The organism is Leptospira sanjuanensis (assembly GCF_022267375.1).
Lineage (GTDB): Bacteria > Spirochaetota > Leptospiria > Leptospirales > Leptospiraceae > Leptospira > Leptospira sanjuanensis.
Map to the genome: position 1 here is coordinate 69,524 of NZ_JAIZBH010000003.1, position 17,429 is coordinate 86,952.

At 42.3% G+C, this 17,429-nt stretch carries 7 protein-coding genes; 5 read left to right on the forward strand and 2 right to left on the reverse strand.

All coding sequences use genetic code 11. The features are described 5' to 3' along the window. The first annotated feature begins 292 nt into the window (after nt 1-292). The gene (locus tag LFX17_RS20710) at nt 293-2,284 is read left to right on the forward strand and encodes a helix-turn-helix domain-containing protein (protein ID WP_238748832.1); all 1,992 of its coding nucleotides are present in this window, start codon (nt 293-295) and stop codon (nt 2,282-2,284) included. A 655-nt stretch (nt 2,285-2,939) separates the two neighbouring features. On the opposite strand, the gene LFX17_RS20715 is transcribed toward LFX17_RS20710, so the two are convergent. Both LFX17_RS20715 and LFX17_RS20720 read right to left on the reverse strand, forming a co-directional pair. Further along, nucleotides 2,940-4,304, reverse strand: coding sequence for a Kelch repeat-containing protein (locus LFX17_RS20715; RefSeq protein WP_238748833.1), 1,365 nt, complete (start codon nt 4,302-4,304; stop codon nt 2,940-2,942). Next, nucleotides 4,301-5,182, reverse strand: coding sequence for an LA_3334 family protein (locus tag LFX17_RS20720; RefSeq protein WP_406600728.1), 882 nt, complete (start codon nt 5,180-5,182; stop codon nt 4,301-4,303). Before LFX17_RS20720 ends, LFX17_RS20715 begins: the two co-directional genes overlap by 4 nt. A 321-nt stretch (nt 5,183-5,503) precedes the next feature. On the opposite strand from LFX17_RS20720, the gene LFX17_RS20725 reads away from it, so the two are divergent. The 4 genes from LFX17_RS20725 (at nt 5,504) to LFX17_RS20905 (ending at nt 16,817) form a co-directional block, all read left to right on the forward strand. After that, nucleotides 5,504-12,475 carry an RHS repeat-associated core domain-containing protein gene (locus LFX17_RS20725; protein ID WP_238748835.1) on the forward strand — a complete coding sequence of 2,324 codons (6,972 nt, stop codon included), beginning with the start codon at nt 5,504-5,506 and terminating at the stop codon, nt 12,473-12,475. Further along, entirely contained in the window at nt 12,472-13,047 is a 576-nt protein-coding gene (locus tag LFX17_RS20730) for a hypothetical protein (protein WP_238748836.1), read from the forward strand. Before LFX17_RS20725 ends, LFX17_RS20730 begins: the two co-directional genes overlap by 4 nt. Before the next feature lie 10 nt (nt 13,048-13,057). Beyond that, nucleotides 13,058-13,855 carry a hypothetical protein gene (locus LFX17_RS20735; protein WP_238748837.1) on the forward strand — a complete coding sequence of 266 codons (798 nt, stop codon included), beginning with the start codon at nt 13,058-13,060 and terminating at the stop codon, nt 13,853-13,855. An 814-nt stretch (nt 13,856-14,669) separates the two neighbouring features. Then, entirely contained in the window at nt 14,670-16,817 is a 2,148-nt protein-coding gene (locus tag LFX17_RS20905; RefSeq protein WP_406600731.1) for an RHS repeat-associated core domain-containing protein, read from the forward strand. Nucleotides 16,818-17,429: the final 612 nt, after the last annotated feature.

Consider the following 17,429-nt stretch of genomic DNA (forward strand, 5'->3'; position numbering starts at 1 on the left):
GTGGATATGTCGCAGTTGAAGCAGGTTGAACTTCCTTTTTATACTCCACATAATAAATTATGTCTCTTTTTTACTTGACAATTGTTTTGTACCAGGCTCTAGTTCAAAACAATCTTAGGAGACATAACTAAGATAGGCCACTGCGACAACGGCCTTTAGATGATCTTAAATCGAGGACCTATCCCAAAAGGCTCCACGCCTAAGCTATAGTTCCCCGTTTTAAATAGAGTAGGGTAATCTCTTTACCGTGCCGCGCCCGAAGTATGTCCGGTACCGTAAAACGGAAAAAAACGTGAAAGCAATCGATTTCAACGTTGGGTTGACCTATGCCCAATGGGAACTAATTCCATTTCCAAATGAAGAAGAACGAAAAGGTAAAAAACTACCTATCGATCAACAGTTCATTAAAGAGGAATACGCTCTAGTCAATGGAAAGAACCTAACCGACATGGAGAAGCGAATTTTCTCTATAATTCACAGCATGTCGAATCGAGAAGAAGGTTGCACTTTAACTAATCTCGGATTTGGAATCAGATTAGAAAAAAAAGAAAAAAATGTCGGCAACGCAATATCAAATCTAATCGAAAAAGGCGTAGTTTACGCAGACTATAAGAAAACCAGGGAAGGAACCGAAAGGACTCTCTTTTCCGTGTACAGATTATTCCCTAATACACCTGTTTGGATTTCTAACGATCGACAAGAATATATCAAAGAAAGCATCTACCGAAAAAAGCCGGATCCGATCAAAAATGAGAATCAAACCAAAAAGAAAAAACAGAAAGAATTGCTAAAACAATGCCAAGAGTTCCTTATAAAAACCCTAAAAATCAAATTTTCCAAAGCGGCCAAAAGTAAAAAGGCAAAGAAAAACGATTTGCAGAATGTAAAATCTTCTAAAACTAAAGGACTCCAGAATTTAGAAAGAGCGGAAGCCGCTCCATTTATAGAATATAGCATTCCACAATCTGTATCTACCACTCCAGACGAAATGGAGTCAATGCACTCCACAATAAGTGGAACTGAAATAAGAGTACACACAATAAACACACATAAAAAAGAAAACAAACGCGCGAACGCGCAGTTCTCTAAATCTATAAGTAAGGTTTTTATAGAAAGTATAAAAACCCAAGTTGTAAATGCAAATGAAGAATACAAAGGGATAGAGAAGAAGGAAGAAAAGATTTTAGAGAAGTGGTCTGAGGAAGACGAAAACTTTAAACTTAAAACTCTTTCGGAGTTAATGAAACAGCTTTTATTTATTCGAGACTCCGAATTTTACAAAACAAACCACTTTTGGCAAGCAATGGAAATGAGCATTTCGACTCTTTACTCCTACCGTGGCAAAATCTCTTCGACCTATGAAGCTTTGATAAGGATTGAAGATAAAAAAAAGAAGAGTAAGGGAAGTGGAGTGGCTAATCCACCCATTCCAGAGGAAGAAAAAAAACCAATTAAAGTCGCCGCGACCTGGGAGAATTTTATTACTTATATAAACTCGTTGAATGGACTTTCAACTTCGACTAGGGAGTATTTAGTATCGTTGAAAATAAAACTCGAGGGTAACACCTTAACGATTCTCGATCCGATCGACAAATCTAAAGCAACGTTTATTATTGGGTTCTTTAGAGATTGCGTGAAAGAGCAAATTGAAGTCGTTTTTAAAAATCATCTCGAAGAATTAGATTGGAGAAATAAAAATTTCAGAAGCAACACGCAAGCTGGGAACAATGTAGTCAAAGATGAAACTTCGGCTCTGGAACAAAGTCTCATTGAGAAATCAAATATTCCCGAAGATAATAAACAAGGAAGCCTTGAAACAGGAAATGTGAGTACGGAGCTTTCCGATAAAAGAAACGAAATTTCTCTAACTGCCGATGTCACTCGAGATCCGGTTAATTCAGAAATCCAAGCATCCGAAAAAGCCTGGAAAGAATTTTTAGAAAAGAGTCAAAATCTTTCGTGGGATATTCTAAACAACCTTCGTTCCTTAAAAGTCGGATTCATAGAGAATGAAATTTTGATCGTGAGTAACGTTACGAAATCTGCGAAAGAAACGATTGAAAAATACTTCGAAAGGAATCACCCCGCCAAGTTTACAATAATGTTTCACGGAGGGAAAATCCAAGACCATAATTATGAAAAAGGCTCACTCTTTAATGAACATCGCCCATTGACAGCCTCAAAAACGAAAAGAGAGGAGCCTGTCGCAACTAACGAAGCAGACCGGGAGTGGATTATAAAACATTTTGTCACGCAACTTGAAAAGATAAAAGGAGTCGCATAGGTTAAAATTGATACTGGAAATAAATTATTGAACGAGTCTGATTTCTAACTATCGCCCCCAGGATTTTTTAAGAAAGAGTAGGTTTAAAAAAACTAAAAACAAAGTAAGAAATCCGAAGGCATAAATAATTATTCTCTCGATTTTGGAGAAATTAGAATTCACTTCCTTTTGCTTTTCGAACTCAAGAAGTCTCTTAATCGTTGAATTCAGCTCGGTTATCGAAATGATAAGATTCGAATAGTTACCCGAATCAACGTTCTCAGATCCGCGTAAGTGTGGGTTAAAGGAAGTCTGATTGAAATTTCTGTTTGTAGCTTTTTTTCGAAGGGAGGTTATTTCGTCTTTTAGGCTCTGGTCAAAAGGGAATTTTAGGGACGCTTTTTGTAAAAGCTCCACTGCTCGGAAGTAGTTCCTTTTTGAACTCTCTTCACGACCGAGTCCAATCATAGAATTGGCAAGAATTAACTCCGCTTTCGGATCAGAAGGATTCGAAGCAAGGAGAGAAAGGGCGAGTTTTTCCGCTTCGTGAAATCGTTTTTCTTCTAGAAGTTTGAAACCGTCTTCGTGGCTTCCGCTAAAGGAAGAATCCTGCGAAAGCACAGAAAGAGAGAATAGGAAAAAGGTTAAGAAAAGTATAATTTTGAGACTCATATTCTTACCTGTCGATCCGAATCACTTTGTGACCATATCGCGCCCTTGGCATTTTCTGAGAATCAAGCGACCAAGTGCTTGCGATCGGATTTTGGAGACCAATCGAATAAACGGAATCGGTAGGGATATTTAAAGCCGAAGCTCCTCCAAAAACGAAAAGTTTTCGGGTCTCATAAGAGGCTTGGACACCGGGAAAATAAACCGATGCGGGAAGAATTGGACCAATCGTAAACGCGCCGGAACCGATTTGATTGAAGTCTGTTCTGTTGGATGGAGTAATGGAACCAACAGGCTGCAACGTACTCGTTCCGGTGGAACCGCCGATCACCGCGAACCATTCCGGATCCGTAGAGTAGGGGTCTGAACTTAACGGTTTAACACAAGCCGAACCCGCTCCATGTCTTGCGAGGTTGATCGAAGGTTCTCCTGCGCTGGAAGTGGAATTGATCGAAGGAACATACGCGTCCGAAGTTGCTTGAGAAGAACCGTCGTTCGTGAATCTTCCTCCCGTAAAAAGAATAGAACCGTTAAGTCCGCAACCGGACATGTCCACTCTTGAAAAGATAGCGGTCAAGGAAGTATAACTTTGCCAGATGCCGGAAGTTCCAAGGCCGGGATAGAATCGTAAAACGGTATTGATTACAGTTCCCGTTGTCATGTCAGTCGTCGTTGTTCCAGCGATGATAAAGATTTCTTCTCCGACGCTTGCAATCACTCCGCCTTGGTTTGCGGTCGGAAGATCGGATAACGTAGCCCACTTGTCCGAATAGGGGTCATAAACTTCCACTTTCTTAGAAGCTACATACACGCCTGCTTGTCTTTCAAGGCCGCCGATCACATATATTTTTTCTTTGTGAGAGACAACGTTTGCGAACGCTCTCGGAGTAGGGACCGAAGTTGCCGCTGGATACCAAGAGGAATTTACAGGATCAAAGAAATCGATTTGAGAGACCGGAGCCGCATCCGCACCGATTCCTCCCACGATCCAAAGGCCGCGAGTTCGATTCGGAAAATCGCTGACCCAGGTTTTGAAAGCGATCGGAACCCCTTGTAAATTTTCTAAATCGGAAGAACAAAACACATAAGCCAAATAGTCCATGTTTGATTCTAAGTTTTGAAAAGTCATAGAATGAATTTTAGAATTTTCTAAACTAGTTGCCACAGATTCAATTCCGGCTTTTCCGTAAATGATCGAGCCCGGTAAAGACGCGGAACATTCCCAAGAAATCGTAGCGGATCTTGGGCCTAATTGTGTGACGCCAGCTAAAGTTACCTTTGCGGTTTCTTGATCGTGGATCTTGGAAAGAGGGGAGTTTTGGCAGTAAAGGGTGAATACAAGAACAAAGAAAATATATAGAATACGGATCATAACAACAACCCCCAAGAAATACGAAGACCGGATCGACAAAGTGAATCAGTAGATTCAAACGTGCATTGAGACCGAACACCGACCCGCAGCCTGGAACCGTTCCCGAATTCCCAGGCCCAACCGAATTCTCCTAAAATTTCGGGATCGATTCCGTTTTGAGATTTGGAATTGTGCGTCCATTGAACACCGGTAACACCGCCACCCGCTAGGAAATACGGAGCAAATGATCCCCACTGTTTGCCGATATAGCCCGATTGATTCCAAAGAGAAATGGAGCCTTGGGCGGAAGGCGCGTATGAATATTCGGAAAGAAAACCGAAAAACCAAAGCGGATGGTTTAAGAATCCTTTTTCGATAAAGAGACCGAATCCGCCGGTGCCAGGATTTGTACTGCTCCATTGCCCGTGATTTGCTTGAAAGAGAACGCTTCCTCCTACAAAAAGTCGGTTTTCGCCCGATCGACCCGACAGATACTTTTCCGGTAAATCGGGAGTTTCGGTTTCATTTTCCAATGAACCGGAGCTTAAGTTTTGAATTTTGGATTTTTCCACTTCTACAAAACCGAGATCGGTTCGAAAGATCAAACGATCCTTTTTGCGTTCTACTATGATTCCGCGTATCGAACTTCCATCCGTTAATCGGAATTCGGAATAACTGTAAGAAATTTCCGGGCCTTTCTTTTGGTAGTCGATTCTTTGGATCTCGGACTTTGGAATTCGGTATTGTCGCCCCTTCCAGCGGAGTGTCACGACATCCGCGCTTTCGTTAATTTCTTCGATTAAGTAGGCTTCTCCGTTTTTTAGGAGTAGTTCCGAGGCGAACCGAGGGGCGGTTAAAGACAAAACACATGCAAAAAAGAGAATATAGATTTTCTTCACTGAAATTTTCCAGAAATAACTCATTCCAGGAATGGAAAGTGTGTCTTTTTTGTAAATTGAATAAAGAAATTGTTTTAATCGAATGGTCGTTCGTTGAATATCAAGTTATAACTTTAAGATTTAGTTGCGGGTTTTACCTAAATACTGTTTTAAGATTTATTATAATTCAAAAATTGTTTAAGATTTTTAAAATCGAAAAAATAATACCAAATCCGTGAGAGTTTTGTAGTAGTGACAAAATAGTCGCAAAACTATGCAGCTTTAGGGACATATACTCTTTAGAAACAGGTGCGATTGTGAAATAGATGATCGGGGCTATTGATGAAATTTCGTATTGTTAGAACTCTTATTTTCGGTATTTCAATTTTGTTTATTTTGAACTTTTCGTTTGTCGGGGGAGTTCGAAATTTTTTCAGCGCGGTCGCTTCAGCCTTTACCACAGGAATTCCGCAAAAGCTACCAGTCATTCAGGCGAACGAAGACGGCTCCGCTTCTACGTCAGTCTCCATCGAGCTTCCGCCCGGTACCAAAGGCGTGATTCCGGATCTTTCCCTCTCTTACAACTCGAACGGCGGCAACGGTATCGTCGGAATGGGTTGGAGTCTGAACGGAATTCATACGATTTCCAGAAATCCTTCCTACGGAATCCAATACAACGGAACCGATCAATTTGTTTCCTCGCTTGCCGGTGAACTCGTGGACGTTAGCGGAAACCGATCCGAATTTCATTCCAGAAAAGAATCCTGGATTCGTTTTGTTCCGCAAGGATCGTGCGGGGATGGGCCATGTTCTTGGGTTGCGACGGATAAAGACGGCAAACGATATAGTTTCGGCGGCACAGCGGATTCGAGAATTTCGGCGATCGGAAGAGGGGCGGGCTCTTTACGAGAATGGGCGTTGAATAGAGAAGAAGATTCTTTCGGAAACGGATACAACGTCACTTACACCCCGGCTGATTCCACAAGCGGAGATTATTATCCGCAAAGAATTTCCTACAATAACAGAACGATCGATTTTACTTTTGAAAATAGAAACGATAAATATCCGAATTATTCGCAAGGTTCGATCGTTAGAACACAAAAGAGGCTCGATTCGATCGAGGTTTCGATTGCGGGAAGTTCATTTCGGAAGTATGATTTTGATTACGGATACGGTCCCGTTACGCATCGCTCCCTTCTGCAAACCATTAAAAGATCCGGTAGCAACGCCTTTGGTTCGGAAAGCTACGACGATCTTAGTTTTACATATTCAGATCATGCGGGCCAGTTTTCGGTTTCCGGAGTGGATTCGGTCAACCGATCCAATCTTTTTCCCATGTCGGTTTATATTCCGGATGCAATCATGGACATTGCAAACGTTTATTTCAATCAAGAACTTCCGTATCACCCGACTGCAAAGGACATCAATGTGGACTTGGATATGCAGTATGTCGTTCGTATGCCGGTTCCCGATCGCAACGCTTGTAATCTTGGGTTAGCGGCTTGTCTTTGCGCCGCGTATCTTCCTTGTACGGGAGGAAATCCGGACGTATTTGCTTATGTTGCAGGCGCGTGCGTTTCTTTCGGTGGATGGGGAGGGATCAATGGTTGTTTAAATGGGAATGATGCCGCGTTAGTCGCCTGGATTCCCATGGACATCAATGGAGACGGGATCGGTGATTTCGTTTCTTTAAACGGAGTTGAGAGTTCCGGTTCGGTTCATTTGTCCGCCAATATTCTTCGAGCGGGTTCGCCTTCTTCCGGAAACATTAACAGTGCAAATCTTCCGATTTATTATAACACGTATTTTCAGACGGCGGATTTAAACGGAGACGGTCGTACGGATTTCGGGTATGAATCGGGCGGTAAACTTTGGGCTGTGTATTCAACCGGAAGCGGTTTTTCTTCTCCCGTTGTATTCGGAAATGTGAATATAGACGGTGCTGTTCGAAATATGACTCAATTCAGTCCGTACGAATACAAGTTCGAATACTCGGCGAAGAATCCGACTCCGATCGCAAACGACAAATCTCTGAGAGATTTTTTTGCGGACGTCAACGGCGACGAACTCGTCGACTTTGTTCACTACAACGGAGGAACCTTTTCGATTTATATCAATCGTAAAACCTACTTCGATAACGCGATCAACATCGCAGGGGACGCCGATTTCTTTTTGAACTTTATGCTGGATTTCAACGGGGACGGAAACGCCGATCACGTTCAATTGGTGCAAAATTACGATAACTCCGCTCTTATCGGACTGAAAGCTCAAAGAGACGCGCTTTCAAGTCAAATGGATACCATTCAACAGGAATATTATCGAGCGCAGGCTGTTGTTGATTTGATCGCGACCGGTAACAACGGGGCAATCAATCCTATTGAGTTTCAATTTTTAATCGATTTTTACAATAACAACTGCGGTTTAGGTTGCCTTTTTACAATTTGGGCTCTTCAAGGTTCGAATAATGGCGCAAGTCTTACACCTTCCGATGCGGCAGTGTATTCCAACGATTTGCAAACGATTACAAGCAGTCGTATCAATCCTTTAGCACAGCAAAGTCAGGTGATCGCTTCTCAAATCGGTGCGATTGCGGCGTCGGGTCAAGGTGGCGCGTTTTATACTTTAAAGGTAAGATCGTTCCATCTTTCAAACGGAACTTCTTCGGTTCGGGTTTATTCTCTCGGCGGTTCGATCGATCCGAATAAGAGCACCGTGGCCGACGTAAACGGAGACGGGAATTTAGATTTCGTTACGTTTACCGGGACGCAGATTGCGGTTTCTCTTTTTCGGGGAGGTGATTTTGCAAGTCCCGTTTATAGCGGACTCAACTCGGGTGATTCTTCAAAGCTCGTTCAGTTTAATTTCGGCGACGTAAACGGAGACGGGTTGCCGGATTTGGTTTTGATGAATAAGGAGAATTCGCGGTATGAAACGTATCTTTCGCTTGGAGACGGATCGTTTGCAAGAAACAACTCGTATTCCTTCGGAGGATTCTCCCTAAACGAATATACGGAAGCAAACGGTACGGAGCGGTCCGATACGTATCAGATCTGGCTGAACGATTTGAACAACGACGGTATTTCCGATCTTACGGTCGGTTTTGTAAACGTGGATAAGACGTATGGAGCGGTTTCGTTTCGTTACAATGCGGCCAGAAGTTCGGGCGAAGATATGATTCTTTCCACTTCGAATAACTCAGGCGGTCAGAGATCCTTGGTTCAATATCAACTCAAGGATGCTCATGCGGGCGCGGTGAGCGTGGGTTCGGGAAATTATCCGAATATCCCGAGTGTCGGACCGGGCTTTCTTGCGGTCTCGACTACGCAAGAATTGGGAGCGGGGATCGTAAAGAATTCGAGTTATCAATATACAAACCAAAGATACTTTTTAGGTTCGAGATCTGTTTCCAGAGGTTTGGGTTTTGCCTCCGTAAAAGAAACGGATCTTGGAACAAACTTTTATTCGATCACCGATTATTTCCAAAACGATTACCGTTTAGCGGGATTTCCTCAATCGGAAAGAAGTTACAATGCGTTAGGAAATCTCATGAGTTCGACCACGAATTCTTCCTTTAGTTTTCCGAATCCGTTCGGAACGGAGATTGCCGTTCCGGGTAACGTCGTGTCGAACGATTATAACAACGGTGTTTTGACGACTTCGGTTTTAAAAACCTTCTCTTATGACTCGTTCGGGTTTAATACGAGCACTACCGAAGATTTCGGTTCGAACACGGTTACGAATACGACTCAAGTTTTGCACGATACGGCGGACTGGAGAATCGGAAGGGTTGTTAGAACGAAGAAGATCGTAGACGGAACGCTTGTCAGCGATACTTTGCGAACCTATTCCGGAGACAACGTCGTTACGCAGACTCAATTTGCGTCGAGCGGATTTTCGTTGGCTTCTAACTTTGCGTATGACTCTTTCGGTAATGTGATTTCGATTACGGAATCGTCCGGTGCAGTGAGCACAATTGCGTATGATTCTACCTTAAATTTTTATCCCGTCACGAAAACGAATGCGCTTGGACATGTTTCGACGAACGTTTTCGATACGGAACTTGGGGTTGAGATTTCGTCCACCGATCCGAACGGTGCGACTCATTCTAAAACGTATGATGCGTATGGTCGAATCTTGAGCGTAACGTATCCCGGCGAATCAAGTGCGAACGAAACGTATGTGTATAACAATACCGGACTCTATGACCTAACAACACTGAGCAACAACGAATCTGTGACGAAGAATACGATCGATACGACGAGCGGGAATACGAGCACGACTACGAAATATATCGATCCGCTTGGGAATACGATTCGGACCGAAAGCAACACTGCGGTGAGCGGAATTCTTTCGATCGAAGAAAGTTTTTACGATTACAACAAAGGGCAACTGATTAAAAAGTCGAACGAGTATTATTCAAACATTGCTCCTCAATATACGCTGTATCAATACAACGATCCTGACGGAGAATTGTCGACGATTACGGAGCCTCATTCTTTGGGAACAATTCAGACAAACATTACTCGTTCGGGACTTACTGAAACGAAGAACACGATCTATCCCGACGGGCAGACGAAGGGCGAGTCGATTACTAAGAACGCACTGGGTCAGGTGACGAGCAAGACGGTGCAGGGAAGAACGATCCAATACGCCTATTCCCCGTTTGGCGGATATGCGAGTATTACCGACCCGAGCGGACTTGTTACAAGTTTCGGTTACAACTCGGTTGGACAAAGAACTTCGACTCAAGATCCGAATTCGGGAACTATTTCCTATTCATACGATGCGAATGGGAGGCTTTCGAGACAAACGGATGCGAGAGGGAAGTCGGTCAACTTTTCGTATGACCTGATGGGTCGAAACACTTCTCAAACTACAAACGGCCCGGAGGTTCCCGTTCAATTCGTATATGACGATTCTTCGGTTCCGTTTTCTTTGGGCAGGCTTACAAAGGTTACGGATGAGTCGGGTCAGACTGAATTCCGATACAATCAAAAAGGAAATCAAATTCAAAAGACCAAACGAGTAGACGACATCGTAGCGATCTTTAAAACGGATTACGATTCCTTAAACCGCCCGATCACGGAAACGTTACCTGATGGAACGAAACTTCACAACAACTACTCGACAAACGGAACGTTGTCGAATATCACGATGGATTCTGCAGATGGGACGAGCGTTGGACATACTGTCGTGAGCTATCAAGGGCCGTATTTAAACGCGAACGGAGTTCCGTCCGTGCGGCGTGTAAGCGGGAACGGCGTAACGATGGAAATCGGATTTGAACCGGTGGAAAAATTACCGGTGAGCATCCTTTCCACAAAACCGGATGGAAGCGTGATTGCGAATGCGGAACTGACGTATGACGCAAAGAACAACCTGACGAAGATCGACGACAAGTTGAATCCAAGTAGAACACAAAACTTTACATTGGACAATTTGAATCGAGTCACACAGGCGACTGGAAAATACGGAACACAGAATTACAACTTTGCAACAAACGGAAACTTAACGCAAAAAGGCGCATATACTTTAGGATACGGGGATGGAACGCACGCAAATGCGGTGACGACTGCAAACAGCCCGAGCACGGGAACGATGAATTACGGATACGATGCAAGCGGGAACATGACTTCGAGGAACGGGGATACACTCCGTTACAACAGCTATGGCAAGTTGATTGAAATTACACCGTATGGAACGAGTAGTTCGATCTTGAATACATACGACTATGCCGGAAGTAGAATCAAGTCAGAATCTCAGATTTCCCTTGTGACGACATATACGTTGGGATCGAACTACGAGATCGTAAGAAATCCCGGCCAACCGGAAAGGCATACATTGTATGTGAGGGGATTGCAAGGAGACTTGGTCGCTCAGTGGACGAGGGATGATGCAACGTTGCAGTTGGCCCAAATGGAAGAAACTCCGGAGTCAAGCAGTTCTTCGATTGGACAGTTTGTCGGGAGAATTGTAGGAACTGCTACGGAACCGTTTTGCAAGGACGTAGCGATTGACTGTGCAGACTATTACAAAAACCGAATCAAGGACCGAGTAAGTTCCGTATTCGGCTACTCGGAGTTATTCCAAGAAGGAGTTCCCACAAAAGTTTACAACGCGTTTTACTTTTTGCTTCTTTTAACCGTTCTTTATCTTTCTTACCCTTATTTCTTGAAGGGGAACGAACTACTCCAAAGACTTTCCTGGCAGGGTGTTGGAACTCCAGCGGCGCTCGTCGCACTGTTTGTCGTAACATCGATTCCGGGTTGTGGAGTTTTACCTGGTTCCGGAGGCAAAGAAGGCGATCCTCCTTGGGTGTTGGCAATGGGAGCGAATGTAAATCCGGGAACACCGAGCATTCAAAACCCAAATGCAGGAACGACAGGGGGAGGCAATGTCGGTGGAACACCAGTGAACGGAATGTATTTCTATCACCCGGATCATCTTGGTTCAATCAACATGATAACGGACGGATACGGAAACCCTGCGAGCGGACCTGAACCCGGAGTGAGTTACGTATCTTACGAGCCTTACGGTTCTATCAACCGAACCGACTCTTACGGACCTGATATATTCCGTTACAAATACACCGGTCAGATCGAAGACAAAGAAACCGGGCTTTACTATTACAAGTCGAGATACTACGAACCTATATTAGGAAGGTTTTTACAAGCGGACTCGATTGTTGTTCCTGAATCAATGAGTGGAATGAATCGTTATATGTATGTTGATGGGAATCCTGTGAACTACCGTGATCCGAGTGGGCATCTCACTGGGCCTGGTATAATGCACATGGTGAATCGAATTATCGGTCATGCGATTGGTAAGAATTTTCATAATGGGAATAGCCCTAGTATTAAAAGTATTGGTAAAGATTTAAACCGGAGCATGTTAAAGAAAAATTTAACAAAAGGATTATATAAAAATCTCAAAAAGCTCGGTAAATGGACTCAGAAAGCGTTTTTCCTAAGGAGTTATAAAAGTAAATTAAATAAACTTAGGCATAAAGAAGAAATGACATTAGTAGGTTGTCAAGTGTTGGGCAAGGCATTTGGTTTTAATGAAGAGAGTATTAGCAGCTGTCAAGCGATGGCGATTGACGATTTTAGTAAATCGGTAGACGAATTGAATCGCGATTATTACGGTGATCCAGATTACCAACGTGATCCAGAAGATCCTAATGACCTCGCTGAGATTTATGGAGTTATCTTTATTTCTAAATATATTATAGATTGCGATTTAAAAGGGCAAGACGGATACTCCTCTTCGGGTAGTCAATTTTGCCAAGGTATAGACAAAGGGAGGGAAAATTGAAAACTTCAAAATTAGTATATAAAGTCGGTGGTAAATATTTAGTTAGCAATGCTGTTGTGTTTGTGAAAAAGTTGATCAGGCTTTCGTTAATTGTATTACTTTTAGCCCAAGCTGGCTGTGTGAAGCCATCTGATAAATCTGCGGGGGATGACCATTCGGTTATATTGTCGCTTATAGGATTTACTTTGATGACTGTGCAGCAAGGACCTTGCGGGAAGTATGTAACAGTTAGTTCTTCGCCTCAAAATTTAAATTTCGTTCCTTATGTAAATTCAGGAGTTAATTTTTCAGGTGCTATTGTATACATGCCAAATGTAAGAACGAATAATAAGTTGCTCCTATGTTCGAACGCAAATGTAAACTTTTATCAGTCAGCAAATTTTGTTATGAGGTCAGATAATAATTGTACTGCGGGTATTACAAATACACCAAAAGTAAACAATGTTCTCGGAGCCAATACGTTGATTGGAAGCTGTTATTCGTATCCGATTCAAATTGATGGATCCTTTACTTTGTCAGTTTTTATTGAAGGCAATGGGTTTCCAGAAGATGCAAAAGTCTATTTGCAATAGAGAGACTGCTATGGGCTGCATTAAATATTCAATATATATAATATTTTTTTTCGTAACTTTGAATGCAATTCATGCAGATAAAGATTCGAGCTTCCGCAAAAAGGGGGCCATTGCTATTACTGCAACACCATTATTCGGTAAAGAAGTAGAGGGTGTTGATAGAAGTACGAATAATTACCTGGGGTTTAAGTCGCACAATTTTCAATATGGCAGGTATGCAATTGATCTTTCTTATAGTTTTATCGATAATTTATCGGTTGGGCTTCGATACTTTGAAGTTAGGAACCAAAAAAACAAAATTTCTTACCCTGATTTCCCGACTGTTCCATTAAATCCGGAAAATTATTCAAATTCATATGAATACGAACTAAGATATAGACAACCGGCTGCTGAATTGTTTATCAACTACTTCCCGTTTTCAGGGAATGATTTCTTTATTACTTTACTTTCAGGGAGAACTGCTGGGACGATCGAGAGCTATCATAAGAATGATTTGATGTCAAATTCGTCCGCATCGAAAATCATGACACATGAATATCCTTCTTCTGTCCGGGTTACGAACGACCCTATGATGTATTTAGGGATGGGCATTGGTTATCGTTGGAAAATTTTAGAAACTCTTTTAATAGATGCTTCTTATGATTTTAAATCGCCTAGCAAGAGAAAGGAATATATTTCTGTTAATGATGATTTATTTCTCTTGGCTCTGATGCCTAATTCTGGCAGTGCAATTCAAACTATTCAAATATCCTCGCCAACGTTAAAGTCAGTGCAAAGTTTTTACCTAAGATTAGGAATTGCATTCTGAATTTATGCAATTGCAATACTTGTCTTCTGATGGAGTGGTCTTTTCGTATGAGCTAAAAAGATTCTTGATGGAAGAAAAATCGTCCTAAGAAAAAAACTGCATCAAGGATCGATGCGTAGGAATCTCAGAAGCAGCATAAATTTTTCGTATGAAAAGATTTATTTTAATAATTTTTATAGGATTTGAATATTGTGAAGCCTATCGTCCTTATTACAATGAGTCTGTAAATTATTCAATCTCTGATAATCGAAAAATGAATTATACTGATAATGCAAATAAAGAAAAAATTAAAAATTGCAACATTCGTTTGGGTCGCTGTTTGGCAAAATGCGATAGTCGATATCCAGAATATTCAAAAGCAATAGACCCCCTCCATGCGGAATGTCGAGATGATTGTGTAATTCGATTAAAAAATGAAGAGGGTTGCATGATCTTTTATCAGTCAAGCCGTCGAGTAATCCATAAGCCTGGGTGGTAAGCTTAGTTAAGAAGAACAGGGTCAGTTTCCCGCGTTAGGGATCGATGCGTGGTCAAGTTATTGGATTTCTGAGAAGCGATGAGAACTAATAAACACAATAACTTGACCGAAGCGGAGAGCCCGGGCCGCGTAGCGGCAACGCCCGTAATCACGGAAACGTTACCTGATGGAACGAAACTTCACAACAACTACTCGACAAACGGAACGTTGTCGAATATCACGATGGATTCTGCAGATGGGACGAGCGTTGGACATACTGTCGTGAGCTATCAAGGACCGTATTTAAACGCGAACGGAGTTCCATCCGTGCGGCGTGTAAGCGGGAACGGCGTAACGATGGAAATCGGATTTGAACCGGTGGAAAAATTACCGGTGAGCATCCTTTCCACAAAACCGGATGGAAGCGTGATTGCGAATGCGGAACTGACGTATGACGCAAAGAACAACCTGACGAAGATCGACGACAAGTTGAATCCAAGTAGAACACAAAACTTTACATTGGACAATTTGAATCGAGTCACACAGGCGACTGGGAAATACGGAACACAGAATTACAACTTTGCAGCAAACGGAAACTTAACGCAAAAAGGCGCATATACCTTGAGCTACGGGGATGGAACGCACGCAAATGCGGTGACGACTGCAAACAGCCCGAGCACGGGAACTCTGAATTACGGATACGATGCAAGCGGGAATATGACTTCGAGGAACGGGGATACACTCCGTTACAACAGCTATGGCAAGTTGATTGAAATTACACCGTATGGAACGAGTAGTTCGATCTTGAATACATACGACTATGCCGGAAGTAGAATCAAGTCAGAATCTCAGATTTCCCTTGTGACGACATATACGTTGGGACCGAACTATGAGATCGTAAGAAATCCCGGCCAACCGGAAAGGCATACATTGTATGTGAGGGGATTGCAAGGAGACTTGGTCGCTCAGTGGACGAGGGATGATGCAACGCTGCAGTTGGCTCGAACGGAAGGAACTCCGGAGTCAAGCAGTTCTTCGATTGGACAGTTTGTCGGGAGAATTGTAGGAACTGCTACGGAACCGTTTTGCAAGGACGTAGCGATTGACTGTGCAGACTATTACAAAAACCGAATCAAGGACCGAGTAAGTTCCGTATTCGGCTACTCGGAGTTATTCCAAGAAGGAGTTCCCACAAAAGTTTACAACGCGTTTTACTTTTTGCTTCTTTTAACCGTTCTTTATCTTTCCTACCCTTATTTCTTGAAGGGGAACGAACTACTCCAAAGACTTTCCTGGCAAGGTGTTGGAACTCCAGCGGCGCTCGTAGCACTGTTTGTCGTAACATCGATTCCGGGTTGTGGAGTTTTACCTGGTTCCGGAGGCAAAGAAGGCGATCCTCCTTGGGTGTTGGCAATGGGAGCGAATGTAAATCCGGGAACACCGAGCATTCAAAACCCAAATGCAGGAACGACAGGGGGAGGCAATGTCGGTGGAACACCAGTGAACGGAATGTATTTTTATCACCCGGATCATCTTGGTTCAATCAACATGATAACGGACGGATACGGAAACCCTGCGAGCGGACCTGAACCCGGAGTGAGTTACGTATCTTACGAGCCTTACGGTTCTATCAACCGAACCGACTCTTACGGACCTGATATATTCCGTTACAAATACACCGGTCAGATCGAAGACAAAGAAACCGGGCTTTACTATTACAAGTCGAGATACTACGAACCTATATTAGGAAGATTTTTACAAGCGGACTCGATTGTTGTTCCTGAATCAATGAGTGGAATGAATCGTTATATGTATGTTGATGGGAATCCTGTGAACTACCGTGATCCGAGTGGGCATCTCAGCGGTTCGGGTTTGATGCACATGGTGAATCGAATTATCGGTCATGCGATTGGGAAGGATTTTAATTCTAAAGGGATGGACAAGCGTTTGAGTGCGAGAGGAATCTCGACTGGCGGGAATCGGTTTTTTCACAATGCGACTTTTGTTAAAAAAGGCAGGTATTATTGGGATGTTGGAAATACGATTTTTAGTCAGCGAAGAATCGGTAGATGGTGGAATGAATATTCTGGCAAATCGCATGTTCAAAACACTGCAAACCATGCGGTGCATTTTTCCATATCCATATATACGAGTTCGAAACAATGTAAAGATCAGCTTGGTGCTGAGGCTTGTCGTAATCTAGAAATATTGAATCAAATGGTATATCAAAAGTTTGAAAGACATTTTACAGATTGGGAAAATCCTTTTAAGAATGGGATTACACTAAGCTTAGGTGATATTTCTAAGCCATTTGAAAATAATGGAGTTAGTTGTAAGTCTTCTAAATCATTGGGGGAAGGATTCTTTTTGGGAGCGGCTTCTGCTGGAGAAGAAGGGCGTCCTAACGGAGATGGCACTTTAAACCGAGGAGAAAAAGAAGCCGAATTTTTCAAAACAATACTCATTGTGCTTGGCACCTGTGTTGCTTCACAAAACTCAGATTAGGATAAAGAAGAAAATGAAAAAATATTTTATTATCATTATGTTGCTACTTTTCTGCAAGGGGGAGGATGTTGGTTTTAAAAAAGATTGCAAACCAGTAATTGACTCGACATTAACGTCCCTTTGCCTTCCGATTATCAACAACAATCAATCCAATTCTGTGGACCCAGAGTTTTATCTGAACGTTTGCTTATTAAGATTATATGAGGCAAGTAACTGCGAATAATAAAAATGAAATGGAATTAAGGTATTTTAATGTATTAAGCACGTTATGGAAAATAATTTTATTTTGTCTGATTGGATGCGGTTCGCCACAGGATTTAAAACAAGAGTTGAAAATCCATAATGAAATACGAAATACCTTGCCTAAGGAGCAGATCGAAAATTACAAAAAATGCAATTTGGAATTTGAAAAATGCCTAAAAAAGTGTGATAAGGAGTATTCTGAATTGTTTGATGCCAGGGATTCAAGGAATGCCGCTTGTAAGAATTCATGTGTTGGTAAATATGAATTCAAAGAAGGATGTCTAATTATATTTCAGTCAAGAACTCGTAGGATTTACCGATCTAATGCTTCGCCAGTTGGCTACTGAAAAATTATAAATTTGAATTATC

What these genes read in the sequence shown, in the direction of transcription:
- LFX17_RS20715 (WP_238748833.1), bottom strand. Translation starts at nt 4,304, where the DNA reads ATGATCCGTATTCTATATATTTTCTTTGTTCTTGTATTCACCCTTTAC.
- LFX17_RS20725 (WP_238748835.1), top strand. Translation starts at nt 5,504, where the DNA reads ATGAAATTTCGTATTGTTAGAACTCTTATTTTCGGTATTTCAATTTTG.
- LFX17_RS20735 (WP_238748837.1), top strand. Translation starts at nt 13,058, where the DNA reads ATGGGCTGCATTAAATATTCAATATATATAATATTTTTTTTCGTAACT.
- LFX17_RS20905 (WP_406600731.1), top strand. Translation starts at nt 14,670, where the DNA reads ATGGAAATCGGATTTGAACCGGTGGAAAAATTACCGGTGAGCATCCTT.